The organism is Stenotrophomonas forensis (genome assembly GCF_028752115.1).
Classification (GTDB): Bacteria; Pseudomonadota; Gammaproteobacteria; order Xanthomonadales; family Xanthomonadaceae; genus Stenotrophomonas; species Stenotrophomonas forensis.
In genome coordinates, this window is record NZ_CP082270.1 from 3,942,699 (window position 1) to 3,966,980 (window position 24,282).

Genomic DNA, 24,282 nt, shown 5'->3' on the forward strand with positions numbered 1-24,282 from the left:
CCTGCCTGAGAGTTCTCCCATGTCCGAAGCCAAGCGCCTGGCCGCCGAGAAAGCCATCGAATACGTCGAAGACGGCATGATCGTCGGTGTCGGCACCGGGTCCACCGTGGCCTATTTCATCGATGCCCTGGCCCGCATCCAGCACCGCATCAAGGGCGCGGTGTCCAGTTCCGAGCAGAGCACCGCGCGCCTGAAGCAGCACGGCATCGAGGTGATCGAGCTGAACCACAGCGGCAACCTGTCGCTGTACGTGGACGGCGCCGACGAGTGCGACCCGAACAAGTGCCTGATCAAGGGCGGCGGTGCCGCGCTGACCCGCGAGAAGATCATCGCCGAGGCCAGCGAGCGCTTCATCTGCATCGTCGACCCGAGCAAGCAGGTGCCGGTGCTGGGCGGGTTCCCGCTGCCGGTGGAAGTGATCCCGATGGCGCGCAGCCTGGTCGCCCGCCAGATCCGCGACATGACCGGCGGCCAGCCGACCTGGCGCGAAGGCGTGGTCACCGACAACGGTAACCAGATCCTGGACATCCACAACCTGCAGATCACCGATCCGGAGAAGCTGGAGCGCGAGCTCAACCAGCTGCCGGGCGTGGTCTGCGTCGGCCTGTTCGCGCGCCGTCGCGCCGACGTGGTGATCGTCGGCGGCGAGCCGCCGGTCGTGCTCTGACCCTTCCAAGGATCCTGACGATGTCGCTGTTGCGTTCGCTGCTGATGCTTCCGCTGCTGGCCCTGGCCGGCTGCGCCACCGACGCGGCCCGCCACTGGGTCGAGCTGGACGGCGCCCGCTACCAGGTCGAGCTGGCCACCAACGATGAAACCCGCGCGCGCGGGCTGATGTTCCGCGACCAGATGGCGGCCGACCACGGCATGCTGTTCGTCCACGACCGCGAAGAGATGCAGGCGTACTGGATGAAGAACACCAAGATCGCGCTGGACATCCTGTACTTCGACAACGAACGCAAACTGGTCAGCCAGCAGCGCGACGTGCCGCCGTGCTCGGCCGGCGACATGTGTCCGCCGTACCCCAGCGGCGGCCCGGCGCGCTACGTGCTGGAACTCAACGCCGGCCAGGCCGAAAAGCTGAAGCTGAAGGACGGCACCGCGCTGACCTTCGGCCCGGGCATCGAGTAGATCTTCGCCCTGCATTGAGCAGGACCGGTAGGTGCCGACCTTGGTCGGCACTGGCTTGCCGCGCACGGGCAGGCTGTGGTGTGGACCAAGGTCCACACCCACTGGAAGCCCATCGGCCCAGGCCATGGCTTTTTCACGCGGCACCGCTTGAAACCGTCTGCGAATGACGCCAGTCTGTGACCATGCAGGACCGGATCACACTCCCCGACTGGGATGCACTGGCCGACCTCGAAGACGAGGCGCTGCCGCTGTTGCCAACCGCACTGCTGATCGCGCGCGATGAATACCCCGATCTGCAGCCGTCCACCTACGAGGCGCTGATCCAGAGCCATGTCGACCACCTCCGCTCGGAAGTGGAGGCCATCGACAACAGCCCGTTGAAGATGGCGGCGATCAACCGCCACCTGTTCGACGAGCTGGGCTACAGCGGCGACCACGACGAGTACTACGACCCGCGCAACAGCTACCTCAACCAGGTGTTCGAGCGCCGCCTGGGCAATCCGATCTCGCTGGCCCTGGTGCAGATGGAAGTCTCGCGCCGGCTGGGTATTCCCCTTGATGGCGTGTCTTTCCCCGGCCACTTCCTGGTGCGCCTGCCGGTGGATGACGGCGTGCTGGTGATGGACCCGTTCAACGGCGGCCGGCCACTGGACGTGGATGAACTGCGCGAGCGGGCCAAGTCACACCTGGGCGGGCAGATGCCCGACGACCAGGTGCTGGCGCAGATCCTCGACCCGGCGCCGGCGCGCGCGATCCTGATGCGCATGCTGCGCAACCTGCATGGCGTCTATGCCGAGGCCGGCGAATGGGACCGCGCCGCACGCAGTGCCGACCGGCTGCTCAAGCTGGCCCCGGAACAGGACGACGCCCTGCGCGACCGCGGCCTGGCCTACCTGCAGCTGGAGTACCTGGCCGGGGCCCGTCATGACCTGGGCCAGTACCTGAAGCGCAACCCCGAGGCGAGCGATGCGCAGTGGCTGCGCGAGAAGCTGATCGACCTTGGCGGGCCGATGCCGCGGCTGCATTGATTCTGTCAGGTGTGCGGACCAACGGTCCGCACCCACCCCAACGGTCCGCACCCACAGACGGGGCTGGTCAATCGACCTCGACCATCTCGAAATCGGCCTTGGTCACCCCGCAGTCCGGGCAGGTCCAGGTCTCGGGAATGTCCTCCCAGCGCGTGCCCGGCGCGATGCCCTCCTCCGGCAAGCCGTCCGCTTCGCTGTACAGGAAGCCGCAGACCACGCACATCCAGGTACGCAAGGTGGTGGGGGTGGCATCGCTCATCGGATAATCAGGGCTGGATTCACGGGCCGCCATTGTCCCATTGCGGTCCACTCACCGGTAGCCATCGATGACTTCAGCTTCCCCGGCGCCCCGCGGCGTCTACCTGATCACCCCGGATGAACCCGATACCGCACGCCTGCTGGTACGCACCGCGCCGCTGCTGGCCGCCGGCGCCACCTGGCTGCAGTACCGCAACAAGACCGCCAGTGACGCCCTGCGGCAGGAGCAGGCCACTGCCCTGCAGGGCCTGTGCGCTGCCCATGGCGTACCGCTGATCATCAATGACGACCCGCTGCTGGCCAAGGCGGTCGGCGCGGCCGGCGTGCATCTGGGCGGCACCGACGGCGACATCCCCAGCGCGCGTGCGCTGCTGGGGGCCGAGGCCATCATCGGCGCGTCCTGCTACGACCAGCTGGCCAATGCAGAAAAGGCCGTGGCCGCCGGCGCCAGCTATGTGGCCTTTGGCGCCTTCTTCCCCACCACCACCAAGATCACCAGCAGCCGCGCCCACCCCGACCTGCTGCGGCAAAGCGCCGCACTGGGCGTGCCGCGGGTGGCGATCGGCGGGCTGACCCCGGACAATGTCGGTCCCATCATCGACGCCGGCGCCGACCTGGTCGCCGTGGTCAGCAGCGTGTTCGCCGCCGAAGACCCGGTCGCAACCCAGCACGCCCTCCTCGCCCAGTTCGCGTAACACCCAGGAAAGCCCCATGAACCACGACCAGTCCCACGCCCTGTTCTCCCGCGCCCAGCAGCTGCTGCCGGGCGGCGTCAATTCGCCGGTGCGCGCGTTCAAGTCGGTCGGCGGCGAGCCGTTCTTCGTCGAGCGCGCCGACGGCGCCTACCTGTACGACGTCGACGGCAACCGCTACATCGACTACGTCGGTTCCTGGGGCCCGATGATCGTCGGCCACAACCACCCGGCGGTGCGCCAGGCGGTGAAGAAGGCCATCGACAACGGCCTCTCGTTCGGCGCACCGTGCGCGGCCGAAGTGACCATGGCCGAGACCATCACCCGCCTGGTGCCGTCCTGCGAGATGGTGCGCATGGTCAACTCCGGCACCGAAGCCACGCTGTCGGCGATCCGCCTGGCGCGCGGCGCCACCGGCCGCAATCGCATCGTCAAGTTCGAAGGCTGCTACCACGGCCACGGCGACTCGTTCCTGGTCAAGGCCGGCAGCGGCATGCTGACCCTGGGCGTGCCGACCTCACCGGGTGTTCCGGCCGGGCTGAGCGAGCTGACCCTGACCCTGCCCTACAACGACTTCGAAGCCGCCACCGCACTGTTCGAACAGCAGGGTGACGACATCGCCGGCCTGATCATCGAACCGGTGGTCGGCAACGCCAACTGCATTCCCCCGCGCGAGGGTTACCTGCAGCACCTGCGCGAACTGTGCACGAAGCACGGCGCGCTGCTGATCTTCGACGAGGTGATGACCGGCTTCCGCGTTGCCCTTGGCGGTGCGCAGGCGCACTACGGCATCACCCCGGACCTGACCACCTTCGGCAAGATCATCGGCGGCGGCATGCCGGTGGGCGCCTATGGCGGTCGCCGCGAGCTGATGCAGCAGATCGCCCCGGCCGGCCCGATCTACCAGGCTGGCACGCTGAGCGGCAATCCGGTGGCGATGGCCGCCGGCCTGGCGATGCTGGAACTTGTCCAGCAGCCGGGCTTCCACGCCGACCTCGCCGAGCGCACCGCGCGCCTGTGCGCCGGCCTTGAAGCCGCCGCCGCCGAAGCTGGCGTGGCGGTGACCACCACCCGCGTAGGCGCGATGTTCGGGCTGTTCTTCACCAGCGAAAAGGTGGAGACCTATGCGCAGGCCACCGCCTGCGACATCCCGGCGTTCAACCGCTTCTTCCACGCGATGCTGGAACAGGGCGTGTTCCTGGCACCGTCCGCCTACGAGGCCGGTTTCCTGTCCAGCGCCCACGACGATGCCGTGATCGAGGCGACGCTGGCCGCTGCACGCGTGGCATTCAAGGCCGCCAAGGGCTGAGTGCTGCCCCGGCAGGTGCCAACCTTGGTTGGCACTGCCGCATCTGGTAGGTGCCAACCTTGGTTGGCACAGAGCAGTCGAGCATGGCTCGACTCTACAGACGGCATCAACCGAAGACGAGCTTGCCCTTCATCATCGCGAAGTGGCCGGGGAACGAGCAGAAGAAGGTGTAGTCACCGCCCTTCTGCAGGCCCTGGGTGGAGAAGCGCACGCGCGTGGTCTCGCCACCTCCAATGACCTTGGTGTGGGCCAGAACGCGCTTGTCGGCCTTCGGCAGGTAGCTGTCGGCCAGGGTCATGCGCATGCCCGCCATCGCCACCGGCTGGTAGTCGGCCGTGCGGGTCAGCACCCAGTTGTGCCCCATCGCGGTGGCGGCCAGCTTGCCGGTGTGGCGCAGGGTCAGGTCCACGGCACTGCAGTCGGCGGCAATCTTGATCTCGCGGCTGCTGAAGCTCATCTGGTCGGTGCTGTCGATGCTCACCGCACAGACCCGCGCCATCGCTGATGGCGCCAGCATCAGCGCACCCAGTCCCACTGCCACCGTCCAAGCCTTCATCGCTGCATCTCCTGCGGATTCAAGCGCCATTCTAGGCAGGCCCATGCGCTCCCGTCTGCGACCGTCTGTCGCATGCACGCTCCAGGGTTTGCGCGCATCCATGGCAATGGCATGCTCGGCCGATGCGGATCGACCTGTTGCTGCTGGATGTGGATGGCGTGCTGGTGCAGTACCAGCGCGCGCAGCGCGTGCTGCACCTGGCGCAGGCGCTGGACGTTTCCCCGCAGGCCGTGCAGGCCGCGCTGTACGACAGCGGGCTGGACGCCGCGCATGACCGTGGCGCACTGGATGGCCCAACCTATCTGGCGCAGCTTGGCGGGCTTCTGGGCAGGACGCTCGATGTGGCCGCCTGGGTGGCTGCACGGCAGGCCGCCAGCCACCCGCAGGTGGCCGTGCTGCAGCGGCTGCAGGCGCTGCAACTACCAATGGCGGTACTGACCAACAACGGCGCGCTGATGGTGCAGGCATTGCCCGCCCTGCTGCCGGACCTGTTTCCGGCGCTGCAGGACCGCGTGTTCTGCAGTGCCGATTTCGGCCTGCGCAAACCGCAGCCAAGGGTGTTCCAGCGCGTGCTCGAGGTACTGCAGGTTGCGCCTGCGCGCACCTTGTTCGTCGATGATCTTTTCGCCAACGTGCGCGGCGCGCGCGCGGCCGGCCTGAACGCCGAAACGGTGCGCGACGGGCGCGGGTTGGGGAAGGTGTTGAAGCGCTACGCAATCCTGTAGAGCCGAGCATCGGCCCGGCTCTACCGCCAAGGATCAGCGCGCGGCGATGAACGCGGCAATCGCCGCGCGCAGGCGCTTCAGGCCTTCGGCCACTTCTTCGTCGGTGATGTTCAGCGACGGGACGAAGCGCAGCACGTCCGGGCCGGCCTGCAGGGTCAGCAGGCCCTGCTCGGCGGCATGGTCGAGGATGGCACCGGCCTGGCCGGCAAAGTCCTTGCTCAGCACCGCACCGAGCATCAGGCCACGGCCACGCACCTCGCTGAACACGCCAAACTCTTCATTGATGCGGGCGAAGCCATCGCGCAGCGCCTTCGACTGGCGGCTGACGTTTGCGGCGATCTCCGCCGAAGCCAGCTTGCGCAAGGCCACGCGGGCGACCGCCGCGGCCAGCGGGTTGCCACCGAAGGTGGTGCCGTGCGCGCCAAACTGCATGGTCTCGGCCACCTTCGGGCCGGCCAGCATCGCGCCGATCGGGAAACCACCGCCCAGTGCCTTGGCCAGGGTGACCATGTCCGGCACCACATCGTCCTGCCAGTGTGCGAACAACGTGCCGGTGCGGCCCATGCCGGCCTGGATCTCGTCCAGCACCAGCAGCGCGTTGTGCTGGTCGCACAGCTCGCGCACGCGCTTGAGGAAACCGGACTTGGCCGGCATCACGCCGCCCTCGCCCTGGATCGGCTCCAGCATCACCGCTGCCACGTCACCGGCGGCCATTGCGGTTTCCAGCTGCACTTCATCGTTGAAATCGATGTAGCGGAAGCCACCGGGCAGCGGCTCGTAGCCTTCCTGGTACTTCGGCTGGGCAGTGGCGGTCACCGCGCCCAGGGTGCGGCCGTGGAAGCTGCCACGGAAGGTGATGATCACCCGCTTGTCGGCCGGGCGGCCCTGGCTGGAGGCCCACTTGCGGACCATCTTGATCGCCACTTCGTTGGCTTCGGCGCCGGAATTGCACAGGAACACGCGCTCGGCGAAGCGGCTGGCCTTCACCAGCTCTTCGGCCAGGTGCAGCGGCGGTGCGCTGTAGAACACGTTGCTGGTGTGCCAGAGCTTGCCGGCCTGCTCGACCAGCGCGGCCACCAGGTCCGGGTCGTTATGGCCCAGGCCACACACGGCGATGCCGGCGGCCAGGTCGATGAACTCACGGCCCTGGCTGTCCCACACGCGGGCGCCCTGGCCTCGCTCCAGTACCACCTGGCGGGGCTTGTAGACCGGCAGGTAGTAGTGCGAAAGGGAGATCAGCGGGTCGGTCGCGGCGGTCATGGCAGTCGGCAGGGTTCAGGAATCCCCATTCTCGCGCCGGAACCCCTGCGGCACAATGCGCCCATGCGACCGTTTTCCGCCCCCCAGCTGAACCCCGCCACCGAGACCGGCTGGCGCCGTCGGTGGTTCGACATCATCTACCGCCACGACTCGCGGCCTTCGCGCAATTTCGACCTGATCCTGGTGGTGGCGATCATCGCCAGCATCCTGGTGGTGATGATCGACAGCGTGCAGCACCTGCATGCCGAATGGTCCACCGGCCTGTACATCCTGGAATGGGCGTTCACGATCATCTTCACCGCCGAGTACCTGCTGCGGCTGGCGGTGGTCAAGCGCCCGCTGCGCTATGCGGTAAGCATCTGGGGCATCATCGACCTGCTGTCGATCCTGCCCGCCTACCTGTCGATGTTCATTCCCGGCGCGCAGAGCCTGCTGGTGGTGCGCGCGCTGCGCATCCTGCGCGTGTTCCGCATCCTCAAGCTGACCCGCTACATCGAGGAAAGCGGCGTGCTGATGACGTCGCTGTGGCGCAGCCGGCGCAAGGTGCTGGTGTTCCTGTTCACGGTGATCACCATCACCATCATCGCTGGCGCACTGATGTACGTGATCGAAGGGCCGGAACATGGCTTCAGCAACATTCCGGCCAGCATGTACTGGGCGGTTGTGACCATGGCCACGGTCGGTTTCGGCGACATCGTGCCGCAGACCGTACTCGGCCGCTTCGTCACCTCGGTACTGATCCTGATCGGCTACAGCATCATCGCCGTGCCCACCGGCATCTACACCGCCGAACTGGCCAGCACCATGCGCGAAGCCGAGCTGGCCGCACGCCGCGATGCCCGCGGCTGCCCGCACTGCGGGCTGGAAGGCCACGAGCCGGACGCCCGCCACTGCCGCAGGTGCGGTGGTGAACTGCCGGATGCGTTCAACCATTGAGGGCGCACGCCGGGGATGACCCGGCGCTGCCCTTGGCGGATCCACGCGCTGCGTGGCCGCGCGGCACCGCTCAGCGCAGGCGGTTGCTGGTGGTCACCAGGTCGTTGTAGGCGTCCAGGATCGTCGACTGCGCGCCTTCAGGATCGGTGGTGAGCCAGCTGCCCGAGGCCTTGCGCTCGGCCGCCAGCGCTTCGGCGCTGATCGGCTTCCCCTGTTCCAGGCGCTCGACGCCGCGGCCTGCGGTACGCACCAGCTTGTCAGCCGAGCGCTGCACGTGGCCCCACATCGGGTCATCCTTGCCGACACCGCCGTTCTGCACTTCGGTCACCAGCGCCTGATAGTCGGCCAGCTGCTTGCGCACTACCGCCAGGTCCGGCGCGTCGCCCTGGAACGCCATGGCCAGCTGCTTGCCGTCGCCGAGAATGCGCAGGTGGTAGTAGGCCAGCGAGCGACCCTCGCTTTCCTCGATCCGCTTCAGCTCCGCGGCGCGGCGCTCGTTCTCGTTCTTCTCCAGCGCCACATCCATCGCTTCGCTGGCCTTGAAGAAGGCGGCATAGGCCTGCATCAGCGGCGCATGCTGTGCACGCATGCCTTCGCCCCCATCACGACGGTAGTCTTCACGGGTGAAGTAGCCATCGGCGCGCTCGGTCAGGGCATTCAGGGCCTGGAACGCCTGCTGATAGTCGCGCGCGGGGCCATCCATCGGCAGTGCCGGGGTCTTCGCCAGTGCGTCGGTCATCGACTGGCCGCAATACTCGACCCGGTGCGACAGCACCTTGCCGGGCGAGCGCGGTTGCGCTTCCTTGCCGGTCGGGCCGGCCTCGGGATCCTTCATCCAGCCGGTGTAGGCCTGGAAACCTTCGTGGACGGGCTGCTCGACGCCGTTGTAGCACTCGATGTAGGCATTGACCTTTACCAGCCCGGGGTCGGCCACGGCCAACCCCGCCGGCTTGTTGCAGCCGGCCAGGCCTGCCAGCGAGCCAAGCAGAAGCAACGGAAGCATACGTGTGGATGCGTTCAAATCAGTTCCTTGCACAAGTAAAAACTGCAGTCATCGTGGTTCATCGCGCCCACACCCGTCCCGGCAGCGCCGGAAGACGCCGCCCTTCGGCGCCCCGCCATGGGTCACGTCGCAATCGACCTGTTCGATTACGACAAAATGGCGCGATGAACGCCTCGGTTACTGGCGATTGCTCTGGAAAACGAGCGCGTTGTACTCCTGCATCAGCTTGCTGGCAGAGCCGCGCGGCGCCATCGAGGGCGAATCAAGCATGCGCCGCTCGAAATCGGTGTAGGGCTTGTTCTCGCTGACACGCTGCAGCCGCTCCTTGCCTTCGCGGCGGAAATTCTCGGCTCCACGCTCGAAGCCTTCCCAGTCCGTCTTGCCCGGCTGCTGGTCGGCAACCTTGGCGTGCGCTTCATCGGAAATGCGGTTGAAGGCATCCAGGTGCTCGCGGGCCGCGGCCTGATCAAAGCCGTCATCGGTCATCAACTCCACGATCGCCTTCGCTTCCAGCATCATCGCCAGGCGGTAGTACTCGCGCGTGCGCCCCTCGGCCTGTTCCAGTGCTTTGAGCTGCTCGCGCTGGGCAGCGTCGTTGTGGCGCTCCAGCGCGGTGTTGAACGTTTCGCTGGCAACCACGAAGTCCTTGAAGGCGGCCATCAAAGGCGCATGCATCTGCTTGCCCTTGGCAAACTGGTCGTCTTCGTAGTCCTGGCGATCGTAGTAGTCGTGCGCGTCCTTGCTGAGCGGCACCAGTGCCTTCAGCGCCTGCTGATACCGGCCAGCAGCGGCATCAAGATCGGCCAGGGCCGGCTTGGCAGCGATCGCTTCGGTCACCGGCGCGTCGCACTGCTTCATGTCGTAGTCGCTGATCTCGAACGGCCCGTACACCTGCGTCTCGCGCCCGCTCGGGCCGGCGTCGACGTCCTTGATCCAGCGCGTGTAGGACTCGATGCTGCCGTGTGTTTTCGAATCAAGCGCGTTGAAGCAGCCGATGTAGGCGTTGAGCTTTGCGGTCAACTGCTGCTGTGCGTCGGAGCTTGCGGTACTTGCGTCCGGCTTGCCGGAAGGACCAGCGTCACCCGCGGTTGCCGGCGCCTTGCCACCGCAGGCGCCCAGGATCAATGACAGCGACGCGGCCAGCGCCGCGTGGGAAAGAGTGCGTGACATGCGTTCACTTCCTTGTTGAAAACGATTACAGCTGCGCATTCTAGCGCAGCAGGCCGAGGGTCGCAGCCCTCGGCCTCGTCCAGCGGGTCAAGCTCAATCCAGGAACAGGTCCGGCAGCAACGGCCGCGACGCATCCACTGCATAGCCCGACAGATCGGTGACACCGGCCTGCGCCAGCACCTCATCATCGATCAGGAACCGGCCGTGGAAACCCGCCGCTTCGCGCACCAGCACGGCATGCGCGGCGTCGGCCATGATCTGCGGCGTGCGGCAGCCGGCGGCATCCACGCCCGGAATCATGTTGATCGCATCGGTGGCAATTACCGTGCGCGGCCACAGCGCATTGACCGCCACGCCCTGCGGGCCGAACTCCGCGGCCACGCCGAGGGTGACGAAGCTCATGCCCATCTTCGCCAGCGTATAGCCGGTGTGCGGGCCCCACCACTTCGGCTCCAGGCTGGGCGGCGGTGCCAGGGTGAGGATATGCGGGTTGGGCGCCTGCAGCAGGTAAGGCAGGCAGGCCTGTGCGCACAGGAAGCTGCCGCGCGCGTTGACCTGCTGCATCAGGTCGAAGCGCTTCATCGGCGTATCCAGCGTGCCGCGCAGCCAGATTGCGCTGGCGTTGTTGACCAGGATGTCGATGCCACCGAAGGTGTCGACGGTGGCGGCGACGGCCGCCTGCACCTGCTCTTCCTCGCGGATGTCGCACTTCAGGGCCAGGCCCTGGCCACCGGCCGCCGTAACCGCCTCGGCCGCGCTGTGGATGGTGCCCGGCAACTTCGGATTCGGCACCGACGACTTGGCGGCGATCGCCACGTTGGCGCCGTCACGCGCGGCGCGCAACGCGATGGCCAGGCCGATGCCGCGCGAGCCACCGGTGATGAAAAGCGTTTTGCCCTGCAGACTGCCCACGTTCCACACTCCAGCGTATGCAATGAGCCGCTAGTATGCCGCGCCGACGCGGAGTTCACCCGGCCTTGACGATACTCGGGCCTCCAGACAACGCACGAGGTCCACGCCATGCGCCGTTCCCGCCTGCTGCTGCCTGCCTTGGGGCTCGCCCTGCTGACCGCCTGCCAGGGCCGTTCGCCGGAACCCGGCAAGGAGCCGTCCGCCGGTGACGCGCCCAGCGCGGCCAAGGCCGCTGCGGATGGCAGGATGCGCTGGAGTGAGGCGGTGGTCTGGGATGGCGACCTCAACGCCTGCCGCCAGGGCGAGAATGCGGCCACGCGTGACTGCCTGCGCGATGCGATGCACGCCGGTGGCGCCAGCGCCGATGCGATCACCGCCGCCGAACAGTTGTCCACCGGCGGCGAACTGGCCTACGTGACCGCTTGGCACGAGAGTGACGGGCTGGGCGTGGCCACGGTGGAGTACCCGTTCCGCGCCAACACCAACGAAGGCACCCGCCTGGTCGACGCCAGTGGCAAGCGCATCGATGTGGATGCCGTGCAGCTGGACGACACCCTGCGCGCGGACCCGACGGTGCAGGAACTGCTGAAGGCCAACCCGCAGGCGACGCCGTTCGCACCCGCGCAGTCGGCGGGAGCGACGCCGCTGGAGAATGGCGGCATCCGCCTGCTGTACCGCACACCGCTGCGCGACTGCCACGCCTGCCCGGATGTGGGCCAGCTGCAGATCGCCTACGACTTCGACGCCAAGCGCAACTTCATTGGCCAGCAGGTGGTGCCGGCGGCGCCGTAAGGTCACCGGCACTCACCTTCGTGGAGTCGAGCTTGCTCGACTGATTCTGGCGTTTCAGTCGAGCGAGCTCGACTCTACAACGGCCTCGGCGCATCCACGCATTGCCTGGACCTACCCATACGCGCGTACCTGCTTCTGCAGCAGGTGCGGCACGATCAGCCGGTGCACCGGGGCTACCGGCAGCATGTACAGGCGCCCGAACGCGTTGTGGGTGTGCACCACCGTCGCCACTTCCAGCACATCGCCCTGCCACTGCAGGGCCAACTGCACGCGCAGGTGGCGGTCGTTGTCTTCCAGCACGATGGCATCGGCATCCAGCGACTGCAGCGTGAAGATGCCGAGCCGCTGCCCCGGACGCGGTTGCTCGATGTCCTGCACAGCGCGCAGCGAACCCAGGTCCTTCATGCCCAACAGGCGCATGCCGCGATTGCGCAGTGCCATCAGCCCGTCGAACCAGCCAGGAATGCTCGCCGCCATGTCACGGTAGGCCTGCAACGCGGTTCGATCCCCGCGCTGTGTGCTGGCCTGGCAGGCATGTACAAAGTGGGCACCGGCCGTCTGCGCGCGCAGCACGCTGCCCGCACTCGGCGCGGCGGTCACCACCTGCGATGCCCTCACGGCTTCGGCCCCTGCCCCTCGTTGTCTTCCCAGTGCAGGATGCGCCGGGTGACGAAGCGGTAGACCGGCTTGCCGGTGGCGAACCACAGCTCGCGCACCCACGAAGTGCGCTTGAGCACGCGCTTCTCCACCGGAGTGAGCGACTCGCGGCAATACATGCGCTTGTGCTTGAGCAGGTGGCGCAGGTCCTCGCGGGCCAGCAGGCGCATCCAGCGCGAACGCGGATCGCCGATCACCGCCAGCTGGAAGTCGATCAGCGCTGGACGGCCATCCTCGGTGACCAGCCAGTTGGCTTCCTTGGCCAGATCATTGTGGGCCACGCCACGCCGATGCAGGTGCTGCAGCAGCCGTCGCGCCGAATGGAACCAGGCCACGTCGCCGCGGGGTGGACGCTGGTACATCGCATCGCCCGCCATGAAGCTGCGGTCGAGGTGGCGGCCATCCCAGGCCAGCAACTGCGGTACGTCAGGCATGCCATGGATGTGCTGCAGCGCGCGTGCTTCGCGGCGTGCCAGCCACCACGCAGGCAGCCGCAGCCACAGCGGCGTGGCGCCCAGATCGCGGCGCACGAACGGGCCATCGGGGCCTTTCACAAGGAGGATGCGGCCGAAGCTGTCGGCCTTCAAGGCATGCGGTGGAGCGTCTGGCGTATGCGGCATGGGCCCATTCTAGGCGATGGCGCCGGTTGCAAACGGTCACGAAGCGGCTGGGAACCAGTCACCTTCACGCCCCTATAATCGGGCAATGGACTCTTCATGGATCGACGCCACCCTCGCGTGGATTGCCGCTCACCCCGTGCTGGCGGGTGCCGTTATCTTCCTCATCGCCTTCTGCGATGCGGTCATCATTCTCGGCGCCATCGTGCCGGCCCTGCCGCTGCTGTTCGCGGTGGGCGTGTTCATCGGCCTGGGCCAGATCTCCGGGCCGTACGCGGTGGCGGCGGCAGCGTTGGGCGCGTTCGCCGGTGATGGCATCAGCTATTGGATCGGCCGTCGCTGGGGTGACCGCCTGCGCGGCATCTGGCCGTTCAGCCGCTATCCGCAGCTGCTCGATCGCGGCGAGAACCTGTTCCGCCGCAATGCGTTCAAGAGCATCCTGATCGCACGCTACGTCGGTGCGATCCGCCCGTTCGTGCCGGCCATTGCCGGCATGATGAAGATGCCTGCCAGCCGCTACATGCAGGCCAGCGGCATCGCCAGCATTTCCTGGGCGGTGCTGTTCCTGGCCCCCGGCTGGGTTCTGGGCGAAGCCTATGACGCGGTGGCCGCCGTGGCCGGACGCCTGGTGGTGGTGGTCGGCCTGCTGATGGTGATCCTCGGCCTGGTCTGGGCCATCGTGCTGTACGGCTACCGCTGGTCGGCCGCACGCATGGACAACTGGCTGGCGCGCCTGCTGGACTGGTCCAACCGCCACCCGACGCTGGGCCGCTACACCGTCGGCGTGCTCGACCCGAAACGACGTGAATCGGTACCGCTGGCGATGCTGGCGCTGATGCTGCTGGTGCTGGGCTGGGGCTGGTTCGCGCTGCTGACCGTGGTGGTCGCGCATGGCGAACCGCTGGCGATCGACCTGCTGGTGCACCAGGCCATGCTGGCGCTGCGCAACCCGCTGGCCGACTACCCGATGGCCGCGCTGGCGTCGCTGGGCGCCTGGCAGGTACTGCTGCCGGCCACCGCGGCGGCGATGGGCTACCTGATCTGGCGCCGACGCTGGATGGCCGCCGCGCACTGGCTGGCCGCACTGGCCTTCGGCCTGGCGCTGACCATGCTGCTCGGCGCCACCGTGGATGTGGTGCGCCCGGTCGATGCCAGCAGCGGCTTCGGCTTCCCGTCGGTGTCGGTGACCATGGCCACCATCACCTTCGGCTTCTTCGCGGTGCTGATCGCGCGCGAGATGCCGGGCCGCACCCGCGTCTGGCCGTACCTGGTGTCGGGCATCGTGGTCAGCCTGATCGGCTTCTCGCGGCTGTACCTGGGTGCACATTGGCTGAGCGATGTGATCGGCGGCATGCTGTTCGGCACGTTCTGGCTGCTGGTGCTGGGCATCGCCTACCGTCGGCGCTTCAACCGCTCGTTCTGGGTGAAGCCGGTGGCGTGGCTGTTCTACGGCGTCTTCGCCCTGGCGGCGATGTGGTACGCGCCGCGCCACATCCCGGTGAAGCTGGAGCGCTTTGAACCGACCCTGCCGGCGCCGCAGGCGATGGACATGCAGGCGTGGTGGCAGCACGACTGGTCGACGCTGCCGGCGCGCCGCAACGAGTTCGATGATGACCAGCGCTGGCCGCTGGACGTGCAGGTGGCCGGCCCGCTGGCGCCGCTGCAGGCGCAGCTGGAGGCCCGCGGCTGGAAGCGGCAGGAACAGGCCGGCTGGCAGGAAGCCCTGCTGATGCTGGACAAGAACACCGGCGCCGACCAACTGCCGGTACTGCCGGCCACGCTGGAAACGCGGGTGGAAGCGCTGCTGATGGTGCGCCAGGGTGCGCAGCCGGATGAGCGCTACGTACTGCGCCTGTGGCCGGCCCCGGCCCAGCTGCAGCCCGGCGATACGCCACTATGGCTGGGCAGCGCACAGACCCTGCGCTACGAGCGCCACTTCGAATGGATCGGCATGTGGCATCCGCTGCGCGGCGTCGACCCGGCCATGAACGCGGTGAAGGAGGCCGTACAGGGCCTGCCGCAGCGCGAGGACGTGCACGGCGAGACCGGGTTGCCGGTACTGCGGTTGAAGACCACCGCGCGCTGACGGAGGCGGTGCTGCTCTGGTAGTCGCCAACCTTGGTTGGCGCTTCGGGTAAAGGCTGCCAACCAAGGTTGGCATCTACCGGTTACGCCGCGCTCTGGTAGTCGCCAACCTTGGTTGGCCTTTGCCGGCTACGCCGCGCTCTGGTAGTGGCCAACCTTGGTTGGCGTTTGCCGGTTACGCCGCGCTCTGGTAGTGGCCAACCCTGGTTGGCGTTTGCCAGTTACGCCGCGCTCTGGTAGTGGCCAACCTTGGTTGGCCTTTGCCGGCTACGGCATCCAGCCCAGCAACTGCTGCAGGCGCTGATGCGGGTCGTCCATCTGCAGCAGCTGCAGGCGCTGCTGCTCGCTCAGCGGCAGCAGTTCGGCCAGGCGCCAACCGACCCAGCTCGCCTGATCCAGCAGTGCCGGATTCGCCGGCGCATACGCCTCGCCCGCCTGTTCGATGATGTGCCCCAGCACCGTGGCCAGCAGCGCATGCTGTGGCCGCAGTTCGTCGTCGGGATCTTCTTCGCACCAACTCACGTCGGCCACCACCAGGCCGTTGTCACGGACCCGCGTGCGCTCGACATGGAAGCGGCGGGTGCCACGCAGGCGCAGCTGCAGCACGCCATCGGCGCCGACATCGAAATCTTCGATGCGCACCTGCACGCCATACGCCGCCGGCGTCGCCGGTGCGCCCACTTCCTGGCCGTCGAGGATCAGGCAGACGCCAAAGCCCTCGCCACTGCGGCCGCTGTCACGGACCAGATCCAGATAGCGTCGCTCGAACACGCGCAGGCCCACCGCTGCACCCGGCACCAGCGTGCTGTGCAGCGGGAACAGCGGCAGCGAACCGTCGGCGCTCATCGGGCCTGCAGGGCGGCGAGGAAGCGGCGCGGTGCGCCGTCGAAGCCACCGTTGGACATGAACACCACATGGTCACCACTGCGTGCATGGGACTGCAGCTGTGCCAGCAGGGCATCGGTATCGGGTACCGCGTGCGCTTGGCCGCGTACCGCGGCGATCACCGCGGCAGCGTCCCAGGCCAGCTCCGGGCGGTGCAGGAACACCACTTCATCGGCCAGTGCCAGCGACGGCGCCAGCGCCTGTGCATGTGCACCCAGCCGCATCGAGTTGCTGCGCGGCTCCATCGCGACCACGATGCGTGCATCGCCGACCCTGGCACGCAGGCCTTCCAGCGTGGTGGCGATCGCCGTCGGGTGATGGGCGAAGTCGTCGTAGACGGTGATGCCATCAACGCTGCCGATCACTTCCATGCGGCGCTTGACGCTGCGGAACCGCGCCAGCGCCGGGATCACATCAGCAGGCGCCACGCCTACCGCATGCGCGGCCGCCAGCGCGGCCAGGCCGTTGAGCACATTGTGTCGGCCCAGCAGCGACCACTGCACATCACCCAGCGGCTGGCCCCGATGATGCACGCGGAACGCGCTGCCATCGGCAGCCAGCAGCTCGGCATGCCACTCCAGCGACGGATCGAATCCGAAGCGCTCGACCGGGGTCCAGCAGCCCATCGCCAGCACTTCGGCCAGGTACTTGTCTTCGCCGTTGACGATCAGGCGGCCACGCGCCGGCACCGTGCGCACCAGGTGGTGGAACTGGCGCTGGATCGCCGCCACGTCCGGGAAGATGTCGGCGTGGTCGTATTCAAGGTTGTTGAGGATGGCCACCAGCGGCCGGTAGTGCACGAACTTGCTGCGCTTGTCGAAGAATGCGGTGTCGTATTCGTCGGCCTCGACCACGAACTCGCGGCCCTGGCCGAGCCGGGCGGAGACGCCGAAATCCTCGGCCACGCCGCCGATCAGGAAGCCCGGCGAACGCCCGGCGCTTTCCAGCAGCCAGGTGAGGATGGTGGTGGTGGTGGTCTTGCCATGGGTACCGGCCACGGCCAGGGTGTCACGCCCCGGCAGCACCCGTTCGGACAGCCATTGCGCGCCGGAAATGTAGCGCTGGCCAGCGTCAAGCACGGCCTCCACGGCCGCGTTGCCCCGCGACAACGCGTTGCCGATCACCACCTCATCGGTGCCGGCCGGCACGCTGTCGGCGCGATAGCCCTGGTCCAGGGTGATGCCCAGCTGTTCCAGCTGGGTGGACATCGGCGGATAGATGGCCTGGTCGCTGCCGCTGACCGGATGGCCCAGTTCCCGCGCCAGGGCGGCCACGCCGCCCATGAAGGTGCCGGCGATTGCAAGGATATGTACGCTGCTCATGACCGAGGATTGTGACCGATGACGGCTGTATAGGGCCAATGTCCGCGCTTGGGTAAGACAAGTCCTACACAGGATGTGAGAAAACTCCAATCATCTGTCAGGGAATTCCCGATAGCGATGTTCTGTGAACCCGGACACAATTCGAACTGCCAGCCGCAGTACCCGAACCGGTCCTACTCCCCAAGAGGCCATCCCCAAGGGAGCTCATGCTGCGGGGCCCTGAGCAAGCCCTCTGCTGGCGCCTATCAAACGACACAGGCCTGATCCTCGCGGACCAGGCCTGTGTTTTTTTGCGCCCAAGGGCCGGAACCGTGTGCCGGCCCGGCCGGATCAGGCCTTGATCGCCGCCAGGATGCGCGCTTCGATCTCGTCCAGCTCACCGACGCCGTCGACGCGGGCCAGGGTGCCACGGCCGGCGTAGAAGTCGACCACCGGGGCGGTCTGGTCGTTGTAGACCTGCAGGCGCTGGCGCACCGCTTCCGGCGTGTCATCGGCACGCCCCTGCTCCTTGGCACGACCGGCGATGCGCTCGACCAGCAGCTCGGTGGCCACGTCCAGCTGCACCACCGCGTCCAGCGGCTGGCCGATCTTGGCCAGCAGGCCGTCCATCGCATTGGCCTGGGCCACATTGCGCGGGTAGCCATCCAGGATGAAGCCCTTGGCGACATCGGCCTGGGTCAGGCGCGATTCCAGCATGCCCAGCAGGATGTCGTCCGACACCAGGTTGCCGGCATCCATCACCGTCTTGGCCTGCTTGCCCAGCTCGGTGCCGGCGGCGATTTCCGCGCGCAGCATGTCACCGGTCGAAATGTGGGCGATCCCCAGCTTTTCCTTCAGGCGCGTCGCCTGTGTCCCCTTGCCCGAACCGGGCGGTCCCAACAGAACCAATCGCATTGACCTGACTCCAACGTGTTGAAAACAAAGAAGGTTCGCGTCCCGGACGGTCCGGTATCGCTGCACCGCAATAGCGCCACTTTACCGCATCCGGGTAATGTCCCTGCAATGTCCCCTCCCCCGAGCAGGTAGAAGCATGCGCAACGGTACTCTCCTCTATGCCCAGTCCGGTGGTGTCACCGCGGTCATCAACGCCACCGCAGCTGCGGTGATCGAGCAGGCCCGGGCCAAGGGCATCAAGGTCCTGGCCGCCCGCAACGGCATCCTCGGCGCCCTGCGCGAAGAGCTGATCGACACCAGCAAGGAGAGCGCCGCCGCCATCCGCGCGCTGGCCCACACCCCGGGCGGCGCGTTCGGTTCGTGCCGGGTCAAGCTGAAATCACTGGACGCTGACCGTGCACGTTACGACCGCCTGCTGGAGGTGCTGCGCGCGCACGACGTGCGCTGGTTCCTCTACAACGGCGGCAACGACTCGGCCGATACCGCGCTGAAGGTCTCGCAGCTGGCCAAGGCGTCGGGCTACGACCTGACCTGCATCGGCGTGCCCAAGACCATCGACAACGATCTGGCGGTTACCGACACCTGCCCCGGCTTCGGCTCGGCCGCCAAGTACACCGCGGTCTCGGTGCGCGAGGCCGCGCTGGACGTGGCGGCGATGGCCGAGACTTCCACCCGCGTCTTCATCTACGAAGCGATGGGTCGCCACGCCGGTTGGCTGGCGGCGGCGGCGGGCCTGGCCGGCAACGGCGATGACGAAGCCCCGCACATCATCCTGCTGCCCGAACGCGCCTATGACGAGGCGCTGTTCCTGGCCAAGGTGAAGGCGGTGGTCGAGCGCGTCGGCTACTGCGTGGTGGTGGCCTCGGAGGGCATCGCCACTGCCGATGGCCGCTTCGTCGCCGATGCCGGCGGCGGCAAGGACTCGTTCGGGCATTCGCAGCTGGGCGGCGTAGCCGCGCACCTGGCCGGACGGGTCAAGGACCAGCTGGGCCTGAAGGTGCACTGGGCCCTGCCGGACTACCTGCAGCGCTCGGCCCGGCACCTGGCCAGCAAGACCGACTGGGAGCAGGCGCAGGCGGTGGGCAAGGCTGCGGTGCAGTTGGCGCTGAAGGGCCAGAACGGCGTGATGCCGGTGATCGTGCGCAGCAGCGACGCGCCGTACCGCTGGAAGATTGAAGCGGCGCCGCTGTCGAAGATCGCCAACCACGAGAAGAAGATGCCGGCCGGCTTCATCCGCCGCGACGGCTTCGGCATCACCGCCAAGGCACGCGCCTACCTGTCACCGCTGATCAAGGGCGAAGCACCACTGCCCTACGGCCCCGACGGCCTGCCGAAGTACGTCACCCTGAAGAACCTGGCGGTGAAGCAGAAGCTGCCGCCCTTCGAGGGCTGAACCGAAAAAGGGGACGGAGGGGATTAAGTCGTAACTGCCCCTCCGTCATCCCTCCCCCATCAGCGTTGGGGCGGTTGCGACTTAATCCCCTCCGTCCCCTTTTTTTTTGGAGGTGTGCCATGGCACTGCGAGTAGTTCGACTCGGTACGCCACGCGTCGCCGGCGAGGGACTGCGCATCGGCACGGTGCGGCGACCGCCGCGTGGTGTGCCGCGCAGCGAGTTCGCCAGTCAGGATTGGTACGATGTCTGGTTCCCGACCCTGTCGCCCAGCGCGGAGCTGGTGAAGCAGGCGCACGAGGCGAAAACCGCGGCCGACTGGAATGCGTTCTTCCGCCACTACAAGGCCGAGATGAAGGCGCCCGATGCCGCCCACGCGCTGGACCTGCTGGCCGCGCTGTCGCAGCACAGCGACATCAGCGTAGGGTGCTACTGCGAAGATGAAGCACACTGCCACCGCAAGGCCCTGCGTGAGCTGCTGGTGGCGCGGGGAGCGGCGTTGGCCGGGTGATGCCCGGTTGCCGGCCAGCGGCCGGCTCTACCTCACGTCACGCCACGCGTGGATTCGCGTCGCCGGACGGCCTCAGTTGCAGGCCTTGCCTTCCATCTGCAGCTGCGCGGCGAACATCGTCACCTGCGGAATCTTGCCGGCGGCGGCCTGCTTCTTCGCCTCTTCCAGGTAGATGCGCGACTGGCCCTGTCCATCCAGCTCGACCTTGTTGCTCGACGGCAGGCGCCACACCCGCACCACCGCCTGCTGCGCCGGGCACGCGGCGCTGGGTACGCGGATCACATCGTTGAGCTTCCAGCCCTTGTCGGCACTCGGCTGTGCCTTGGCATAGTCGACGAAGCGCGCGCGTGGCTGGCACTGCTCGCTGGTACGCACGGCGGAGAAGCGGTACGGCTCTGCCGCATCGCCGGTGAACACGCCTTCCAGCCGCGCGCAGGCCTCGGGGATCTGGCGCAGCGTATGCGCCGCGCCCACCGCCTGCGGGGCACCCACCGCACGCTGCAGCTCCGGGGTTTCCGCGGCGAATGCCGGGGCGGCAGGCACCAGGGCAGCAAGCATCAACAGGGACAGGCGCATGGGGGAATCTCCTTCTGGACTCTTCGCAGGCTTGCAGAGCATGGCTTAACGGGGTGCAAAGGGCGTGATCGCGCTTTGCGCCAGGGGAAAGTCGAGCAAGCTCGACTCTACGGTGCGTCGAACGCATACTGCGGGCACCAGGGAATGCTGAACACCGCCATACGTCGGACGACCTCCAAGGTCGGTACGGGTTGGTTCCAGGCTGCAGCCCGTCGTCCCCCTCGTGGTGCCGTTCATCGCCACTGGATGCTTGTCCATCCATTTTGCGGAGGGGTCTAATGCTGGAACGTCACGGGCTGTCACTGGCGCTGGGCTGCGCCATTCTCGCGATCCTGTTCGGAATCGTCTCGGCGCGCTGGATCCTGCGCCAACCCACCGGCAATGAACGCATGATCGCGATCGCCACCGCGATCCAGGAAGGCGCACGTGCCTACCTCAACCGCCAGTACCTGACGATCGGCATCGCCGGCGTGGTGCTGTTCGTGCTGGTCGGCATCTTCCTCAGCTGGTACACCGCCATTGGATTCGCAGTGGGTGCGGTGCTGTCCGGCGCGGCGGGCTACATCGGCATGAACGTGTCGGTACGCGCCAACGTGCGCACCGCCGAGGCCGCACGCCACGGCATCAGCGCGGCGATGGACGTCGCCTTCCGTGGCGGTGCGATCACCGGCATGCTGGTGGTCGGGCTGGGCCTGCTGGGCGTGGCCGGCTACTACGCACTGCTGCTGCGCATGGGCCTGCCGATGGAACAGGCGCTGCACGCCCTGGTCGGCCTCGCCTTCGGCTCCTCGCTGATCTCGATCTTCGCGCGCCTGGGCGGCGGCATCTTCACCAAGGGCGCCGACGTCGGCGCCGATCTGGTCGGCAAGGTGGAAGCCGGCATTCCCGAGGACGACCCGCGCAACCCGGCGGTGATCGCCGACAACGTTGGCGACAACGTCGGCGACTGCGCCGGCATGGCCGCCGACCTGTTCGAGACCTATGCGGTCACTGTCATCGCCACCATGCTGCTGGGCAGCCTGATGCTGGCCGAGGCGGGCGCCAACGCGGTGCTGTATCCGCTGGTGCTGGGCGGCGTATCGATCATCGCCTCGATCATCGGTGCGCTGTTCGTCAAGGTGAAGCCCGGCGGCTCGATCATGGGCGCGCTGTACAAGGGCGTGATCGTCTCCGGCGTGCTGGCTGCGATTGCGTTCTACCCGATCACCACCGGGCTGATGGGTGACAACGTGCACGGTCCGATGGCGCTGTACGGCTGCGCGCTGATCGGGCTGGTACTGACCGGCCTGATCGTGTGGATCACCGAGTACTACACCGGCACCCAGTACAAGCCGGTGCAGCATGTGGCACAGGCCTCGACCACCGGCCATGGCACCAACATCATCGCCGGCCTCGGCATCTCGATGAAATCCACCGCGCTACCGGTGGTGGCGGTGTGCGCGGCGATCTGGGGCGCGTTCGCACTGGGCGGCCTGTACGGCATCGCCATCGCTGCCACCGCGATGCTGTCGATGGCCGGCATGATCGTCGCCCTGGATGCCTACGGCCCGATAACCGACAACGCCGGTGGCATCGCCGAGATGGCCGAGCTGCCTTCGGAGATCCGCGACATCACCGATCCGCTGGATGCAGTGGGCAATACCACCAAGGCGGTGACCAAGGGCTACGCCATCGGTTCGGCGGCGTTGGCCGCACTGGTGCTGTTCGCCGACTACACCCACAACCTGCAGGCCGCGCATCCAGGACAGGAATTCCGCTTCGATCTCAGCGACCACACGGTGATCATCGGCCTGCTGATCGGTGGCCTGATCCCCTACCTGTTCGGCGCGATGGCGATGGAAGCGGTCGGCCGGGCTGCCGGCGCGGTAGTTGAAGAAGTGCGGCGCCAGTTCCGCGAGATCCCCGGCATCATGCAGGGCACCGGCAAGCCGCAGTACGACCGGGCGGTGGACATGCTGACCCGCTCGGCCATCCGCGAAATGATCGTGCCGTCGCTGCTGCCGGTGGCGGTACCGGTGGTGGTCGGCCTGCTGCTGGGGCCACGCGCGCTGGGCGGGCTGCTGATCGGCACGATCGTGACCGGCCTGTTCGTGGCCATCTCGATGACCACCGGCGGCGGCGCCTGGGACAACGCCAAGAAGTACATCGAGGATGGCCACTTCGGCGGCAAGGGCAGCGAGGCGCACAAGGCCGCGGTGACCGGCGATACCGTCGGCGACCCCTACAAGGACACCGCCGGCCCGGCGATCAATCCGCTGATCAAGATCATCAACATCGTGGCGCTGCTGCTGGTGCCGCTGCTGTAATCCACGCCATGCGCAAACCCGTAGAGTCGAGCTTGCTCGACTGCTTTTGGCCCGCACCGCAAGAGCAGTCGAGCAAGCTCGACTCTACGGCTCCGACCGCTTGCTCAAGCAACGGCTGGTCAGCGCCCGCGCAGGAAGAACGACACCGGCACCATCACCTGCACCGGGTCGCCGGCCACTTCGGCGGGCGGCGCCGGTACCGGGCTGGCGCGCTGCACGGTATCGAGCGTCTCCTGGTCCAGTAGTTCGAAGCCGCTGCTGCGGCCCAGCTTCAGGCCCGACACTGCACCGTCGCGGGCGACCGCGAAACGCACAAAGACCACGCCCTGCTGGCGCAGGCGCTCGGCCTGGCGCGGATAGCGGCGGTGCTTCTGCAGGTGCCCAAGCAGGCGTCCTTCCCAGGTCGCCTCCGCGCGACTGCGCTCACCGGCGGTGGTCTGCGGTGCGGTATAACGCGCGGCGGCGTCAGCGGCCACCTGCGGCGGTGCGCTGGTCTGCGCGACATTGGCGTCGGCGGTCTCCGGCGAGGGCGTTGGTTCCGGTGCTTTGGGCGGAGGCAGATCGCCCTGTGGCTGCACGGGTGCTTTCGGCTGCTCGCGTACGGTCGGCGTCGGCGCCTGCCGCTGCTGTTGCTGCTGCAGCGGCCCAGTGGCTACCTCGCGCGGCGGTACCTGCGGCGCCTGCGCCATCGGCGCCAGTTCCAGCATCAGCGCCGCGGGCGGGGCGGCGGCGGTCAGCGCCGGCGCGCGCGCCGCCCACCAGCAGGCCGCGCCGATCAGCAGCGCGTGCAGCAGCAGCACGATCGCCAGGCTGGTCGCCCAGCGCCGCAGTCCGCTCATCGTGCGCCATGCTCCAGCCCGACCAGCGCCACCTTCAGGTATCCGGCTGCGCGCAGCGCATCCAGGGTCGCCATCAGTTCGCCATAAGGCACATCGGTATCGGCACGCAGGAAGATGCGTTGTCCGCTGTCATCGTGGGTCGCGGCCTTCAATGCAGCCGCCAGCCCATCGCGCGCCACCGGGTGCTCACCCACGCGCAGCGACAGGTCGGCCTGCACGGTCACATACACCGGCGCCTGTTCCGGCGGCGTGGCGCTGGCGCTGCTGGCCGGCAGCTGTACCGGCACCGACACGGTCGCCAGCGGCGCGGCCACCATGAAGATGATCAGCAGCACCAGCATCACGTCGATGAAGGGCGTGACGTTGATCTCGTGCGCTTCTTCCGGCGCGTCATCGCGGTCGGATGCGGTCCTGATTGCCATCGCCG

At 67.6% G+C, this 24,282-nt stretch carries 26 protein-coding genes; 12 read left to right on the forward strand and 14 right to left on the reverse strand.

The window, feature by feature from the left end:
- Positions 1-19 precede the first annotated feature (19 nt).
- The 3 genes from rpiA to K5L94_RS18130 all read left to right on the forward strand — a co-directional run bounded on the left by rpiA (position 20) and on the right by K5L94_RS18130 (position 2,159).
- On the forward strand, positions 20-667 hold the full coding sequence (rpiA, locus tag K5L94_RS18120; RefSeq protein ID WP_006467017.1) for a ribose-5-phosphate isomerase RpiA: 648 nt from the start codon (positions 20-22) through the stop codon (positions 665-667).
- Positions 668-687: 20 nt separating this feature from the next.
- Complete coding sequence (locus tag K5L94_RS18125) at positions 688-1,131, forward strand: DUF192 domain-containing protein (protein ID WP_008266483.1); 444 nt, start codon at positions 688-690, stop codon at positions 1,129-1,131.
- A gap of 182 nt (positions 1,132-1,313) precedes the next feature.
- Positions 1,314-2,159, forward strand: a complete 846-nt coding sequence (locus K5L94_RS18130) for a SirB1 family protein (protein ID WP_274511092.1) — start codon at positions 1,314-1,316, stop codon at positions 2,157-2,159.
- Positions 2,160-2,226: 67 nt separating this feature from the next.
- On the opposite strand, the gene K5L94_RS18135 is transcribed toward K5L94_RS18130, so the two are convergent.
- Positions 2,227-2,451, reverse strand: a complete 225-nt coding sequence (locus K5L94_RS18135; RefSeq protein WP_006467103.1) for a rubredoxin — start codon at positions 2,449-2,451, stop codon at positions 2,227-2,229.
- Between the two features lie 34 nt (positions 2,452-2,485).
- Between K5L94_RS18135 and thiE the strand changes: the two genes are divergently transcribed.
- Together thiE and hemL are read left to right on the forward strand one after the other, a co-directional pair.
- A complete protein-coding gene (thiE, locus tag K5L94_RS18140) occupies positions 2,486-3,112 on the forward strand; it encodes a thiamine phosphate synthase (RefSeq protein WP_053450699.1) in 627 nt (208 codons plus the stop codon).
- 16 nt (positions 3,113-3,128) lie between these two features.
- Positions 3,129-4,418, forward strand: a complete 1,290-nt coding sequence (gene hemL, locus K5L94_RS18145; RefSeq protein WP_053450700.1) for a glutamate-1-semialdehyde 2,1-aminomutase — start codon at positions 3,129-3,131, stop codon at positions 4,416-4,418.
- Between the two features lie 106 nt (positions 4,419-4,524).
- Here the strand turns inward: hemL and azu are convergent, their stop codons facing one another.
- The gene (gene azu, locus K5L94_RS18150; RefSeq protein ID WP_053450701.1) at positions 4,525-4,974 is read right to left on the reverse strand and encodes an azurin; all 450 of its coding nucleotides are present in this window, start codon (positions 4,972-4,974) and stop codon (positions 4,525-4,527) included.
- Between the two features lie 122 nt (positions 4,975-5,096).
- Here azu and K5L94_RS18155 point away from each other — a divergent pair, with 122 nt between their 5' ends.
- Complete coding sequence (locus tag K5L94_RS18155; RefSeq protein ID WP_274511097.1) at positions 5,097-5,699, forward strand: HAD-IA family hydrolase; 603 nt, start codon at positions 5,097-5,099, stop codon at positions 5,697-5,699.
- 33 nt (positions 5,700-5,732) lie between these two features.
- On the opposite strand, the gene K5L94_RS18160 is transcribed toward K5L94_RS18155, so the two are convergent.
- Positions 5,733-6,959, reverse strand: coding sequence for an acetylornithine transaminase (locus tag K5L94_RS18160; protein WP_274511099.1), 1,227 nt, complete (start codon positions 6,957-6,959; stop codon positions 5,733-5,735).
- 63 nt (positions 6,960-7,022) lie between these two features.
- On the opposite strand from K5L94_RS18160, the gene K5L94_RS18165 reads away from it, so the two are divergent.
- A complete protein-coding gene (locus K5L94_RS18165; protein ID WP_053450704.1) occupies positions 7,023-7,895 on the forward strand; it encodes an ion transporter in 873 nt (290 codons plus the stop codon).
- A 70-nt stretch (positions 7,896-7,965) separates the two neighbouring features.
- Here the strand turns inward: K5L94_RS18165 and K5L94_RS18170 are convergent, their stop codons facing one another.
- The 3 genes from K5L94_RS18170 to K5L94_RS18180 form a co-directional block, all read right to left on the reverse strand.
- On the reverse strand, positions 7,966-8,898 hold the full coding sequence (locus K5L94_RS18170; protein ID WP_180880890.1) for a YiiG family protein: 933 nt from the start codon (positions 8,896-8,898) through the stop codon (positions 7,966-7,968).
- A 177-nt stretch (positions 8,899-9,075) separates the two neighbouring features.
- Positions 9,076-10,068: a YiiG family protein gene (locus tag K5L94_RS18175; protein WP_274511101.1), complete on the reverse strand. Its 993-nt coding sequence runs from the start codon at positions 10,066-10,068 to the stop codon at positions 9,076-9,078.
- Positions 10,069-10,161: 93 nt separating this feature from the next.
- Positions 10,162-10,980: an SDR family oxidoreductase gene (locus K5L94_RS18180; protein ID WP_274511103.1), complete on the reverse strand. Its 819-nt coding sequence runs from the start codon at positions 10,978-10,980 to the stop codon at positions 10,162-10,164.
- Positions 10,981-11,088: 108 nt separating this feature from the next.
- Between K5L94_RS18180 and K5L94_RS18185 the strand changes: the two genes are divergently transcribed.
- The gene (locus tag K5L94_RS18185; RefSeq protein ID WP_053511064.1) at positions 11,089-11,772 is read left to right on the forward strand and encodes a hypothetical protein; all 684 of its coding nucleotides are present in this window, start codon (positions 11,089-11,091) and stop codon (positions 11,770-11,772) included.
- A gap of 111 nt (positions 11,773-11,883) precedes the next feature.
- On the opposite strand, the gene K5L94_RS18190 is transcribed toward K5L94_RS18185, so the two are convergent.
- Both K5L94_RS18190 and K5L94_RS18195 read right to left on the reverse strand, forming a co-directional pair.
- Positions 11,884-12,390, reverse strand: coding sequence for a DUF2867 domain-containing protein (locus K5L94_RS18190; protein ID WP_274511105.1), 507 nt, complete (start codon positions 12,388-12,390; stop codon positions 11,884-11,886).
- On the reverse strand, positions 12,387-13,049 hold the full coding sequence (locus K5L94_RS18195) for a serine/threonine-protein kinase (protein ID WP_006467385.1): 663 nt from the start codon (positions 13,047-13,049) through the stop codon (positions 12,387-12,389). Before K5L94_RS18195 ends, K5L94_RS18190 begins: the two co-directional genes overlap by 4 nt.
- 85 nt (positions 13,050-13,134) lie before the next feature.
- On the opposite strand from K5L94_RS18195, the gene K5L94_RS18200 reads away from it, so the two are divergent.
- Positions 13,135-15,132 carry a bifunctional DedA family/phosphatase PAP2 family protein gene (locus K5L94_RS18200; RefSeq protein WP_053450710.1) on the forward strand — a complete coding sequence of 666 codons (1,998 nt, stop codon included), beginning with the start codon at positions 13,135-13,137 and terminating at the stop codon, positions 15,130-15,132.
- A gap of 266 nt (positions 15,133-15,398) precedes the next feature.
- Here the strand turns inward: K5L94_RS18200 and K5L94_RS18205 are convergent, their stop codons facing one another.
- The 3 genes from K5L94_RS18205 to K5L94_RS18215 form a co-directional block, all read right to left on the reverse strand.
- Positions 15,399-15,977, reverse strand: coding sequence for an LON peptidase substrate-binding domain-containing protein (locus K5L94_RS18205; RefSeq protein ID WP_053450711.1), 579 nt, complete (start codon positions 15,975-15,977; stop codon positions 15,399-15,401).
- Positions 15,974-17,338: a UDP-N-acetylmuramate:L-alanyl-gamma-D-glutamyl-meso-diaminopimelate ligase gene (gene mpl / locus K5L94_RS18210; protein WP_274511107.1), complete on the reverse strand. Its 1,365-nt coding sequence runs from the start codon at positions 17,336-17,338 to the stop codon at positions 15,974-15,976. The genes K5L94_RS18205 and mpl overlap by 4 nt, the downstream gene beginning before the upstream one ends.
- Positions 17,339-17,668: 330 nt before the next feature.
- Positions 17,669-18,232, reverse strand: coding sequence for an adenylate kinase (locus tag K5L94_RS18215; RefSeq protein WP_008268721.1), 564 nt, complete (start codon positions 18,230-18,232; stop codon positions 17,669-17,671).
- Positions 18,233-18,368: 136 nt separating this feature from the next.
- Here K5L94_RS18215 and K5L94_RS18220 point away from each other — a divergent pair, with 136 nt between their 5' ends.
- The gene (locus K5L94_RS18220; protein ID WP_053450713.1) at positions 18,369-19,625 is read left to right on the forward strand and encodes a 6-phosphofructokinase; all 1,257 of its coding nucleotides are present in this window, start codon (positions 18,369-18,371) and stop codon (positions 19,623-19,625) included.
- Between the two features lie 119 nt (positions 19,626-19,744).
- Positions 19,745-20,134, forward strand: a complete 390-nt coding sequence (locus K5L94_RS18225; RefSeq protein WP_274511111.1) for a DUF488 domain-containing protein — start codon at positions 19,745-19,747, stop codon at positions 20,132-20,134.
- Positions 20,135-20,206: 72 nt separating this feature from the next.
- Here the strand turns inward: K5L94_RS18225 and K5L94_RS18230 are convergent, their stop codons facing one another.
- Positions 20,207-20,710, reverse strand: coding sequence for a hypothetical protein (locus K5L94_RS18230; RefSeq protein ID WP_133935496.1), 504 nt, complete (start codon positions 20,708-20,710; stop codon positions 20,207-20,209).
- Positions 20,711-20,988: 278 nt separating this feature from the next.
- Here K5L94_RS18230 and K5L94_RS18235 point away from each other — a divergent pair, with 278 nt between their 5' ends.
- The gene (locus tag K5L94_RS18235) at positions 20,989-23,016 is read left to right on the forward strand and encodes a sodium-translocating pyrophosphatase (protein WP_008266593.1); all 2,028 of its coding nucleotides are present in this window, start codon (positions 20,989-20,991) and stop codon (positions 23,014-23,016) included.
- A 119-nt stretch (positions 23,017-23,135) separates the two neighbouring features.
- Here the strand turns inward: K5L94_RS18235 and K5L94_RS18240 are convergent, their stop codons facing one another.
- The gene (locus K5L94_RS18240; RefSeq protein WP_274511114.1) at positions 23,136-23,855 is read right to left on the reverse strand and encodes an energy transducer TonB; all 720 of its coding nucleotides are present in this window, start codon (positions 23,853-23,855) and stop codon (positions 23,136-23,138) included.
- On the reverse strand, positions 23,852-24,277 hold the full coding sequence (gene exbD / locus K5L94_RS18245; protein ID WP_274511115.1) for a TonB system transport protein ExbD: 426 nt from the start codon (positions 24,275-24,277) through the stop codon (positions 23,852-23,854). The genes K5L94_RS18240 and exbD overlap by 4 nt, the downstream gene beginning before the upstream one ends.
- Positions 24,278-24,282: the final 5 nt, after the last annotated feature.

Excerpts from the sequence above, each read along its gene's own strand:
- rpiA (WP_006467017.1), top strand. The coding sequence starts at position 20 with ATGTCCGAAGCCAAGCGCCTGGCCGCCGAGAAAGCCATCGAATACGTC.
- K5L94_RS18125 (WP_008266483.1), top strand. The coding sequence starts at position 688 with ATGTCGCTGTTGCGTTCGCTGCTGATGCTTCCGCTGCTGGCCCTGGCC.
- K5L94_RS18130 (WP_274511092.1), top strand. The coding sequence starts at position 1,314 with ATGCAGGACCGGATCACACTCCCCGACTGGGATGCACTGGCCGACCTC.
- K5L94_RS18135 (WP_006467103.1), bottom strand. The coding sequence starts at position 2,451 with ATGGCGGCCCGTGAATCCAGCCCTGATTATCCGATGAGCGATGCCACC.
- thiE (WP_053450699.1), top strand. The coding sequence starts at position 2,486 with ATGACTTCAGCTTCCCCGGCGCCCCGCGGCGTCTACCTGATCACCCCG.
- hemL (WP_053450700.1), top strand. The coding sequence starts at position 3,129 with ATGAACCACGACCAGTCCCACGCCCTGTTCTCCCGCGCCCAGCAGCTG.
- azu (WP_053450701.1), bottom strand. The coding sequence starts at position 4,974 with ATGAAGGCTTGGACGGTGGCAGTGGGACTGGGTGCGCTGATGCTGGCG.
- K5L94_RS18155 (WP_274511097.1), top strand. The coding sequence starts at position 5,097 with ATGCGGATCGACCTGTTGCTGCTGGATGTGGATGGCGTGCTGGTGCAG.
- K5L94_RS18160 (WP_274511099.1), bottom strand. The coding sequence starts at position 6,959 with ATGACCGCCGCGACCGACCCGCTGATCTCCCTTTCGCACTACTACCTG.
- K5L94_RS18165 (WP_053450704.1), top strand. The coding sequence starts at position 7,023 with ATGCGACCGTTTTCCGCCCCCCAGCTGAACCCCGCCACCGAGACCGGC.
- K5L94_RS18170 (WP_180880890.1), bottom strand. The coding sequence starts at position 8,898 with ATGCTTCCGTTGCTTCTGCTTGGCTCGCTGGCAGGCCTGGCCGGCTGC.
- K5L94_RS18175 (WP_274511101.1), bottom strand. The coding sequence starts at position 10,068 with ATGTCACGCACTCTTTCCCACGCGGCGCTGGCCGCGTCGCTGTCATTG.
- K5L94_RS18185 (WP_053511064.1), top strand. The coding sequence starts at position 11,089 with ATGCGCCGTTCCCGCCTGCTGCTGCCTGCCTTGGGGCTCGCCCTGCTG.
- K5L94_RS18195 (WP_006467385.1), bottom strand. The coding sequence starts at position 13,049 with ATGCCGCATACGCCAGACGCTCCACCGCATGCCTTGAAGGCCGACAGC.
- K5L94_RS18200 (WP_053450710.1), top strand. The coding sequence starts at position 13,135 with ATGGACTCTTCATGGATCGACGCCACCCTCGCGTGGATTGCCGCTCAC.
- K5L94_RS18205 (WP_053450711.1), bottom strand. The coding sequence starts at position 15,977 with ATGAGCGCCGACGGTTCGCTGCCGCTGTTCCCGCTGCACAGCACGCTG.
- mpl (WP_274511107.1), bottom strand. The coding sequence starts at position 17,338 with ATGAGCAGCGTACATATCCTTGCAATCGCCGGCACCTTCATGGGCGGC.
- K5L94_RS18215 (WP_008268721.1), bottom strand. The coding sequence starts at position 18,232 with ATGCGATTGGTTCTGTTGGGACCGCCCGGTTCGGGCAAGGGGACACAG.
- K5L94_RS18220 (WP_053450713.1), top strand. The coding sequence starts at position 18,369 with ATGCGCAACGGTACTCTCCTCTATGCCCAGTCCGGTGGTGTCACCGCG.
- K5L94_RS18225 (WP_274511111.1), top strand. The coding sequence starts at position 19,745 with ATGGCACTGCGAGTAGTTCGACTCGGTACGCCACGCGTCGCCGGCGAG.
- K5L94_RS18230 (WP_133935496.1), bottom strand. The coding sequence starts at position 20,710 with ATGCGCCTGTCCCTGTTGATGCTTGCTGCCCTGGTGCCTGCCGCCCCG.
- K5L94_RS18235 (WP_008266593.1), top strand. The coding sequence starts at position 20,989 with ATGCTGGAACGTCACGGGCTGTCACTGGCGCTGGGCTGCGCCATTCTC.
- K5L94_RS18240 (WP_274511114.1), bottom strand. The coding sequence starts at position 23,855 with ATGAGCGGACTGCGGCGCTGGGCGACCAGCCTGGCGATCGTGCTGCTG.
- exbD (WP_274511115.1), bottom strand. The coding sequence starts at position 24,277 with ATGGCAATCAGGACCGCATCCGACCGCGATGACGCGCCGGAAGAAGCG.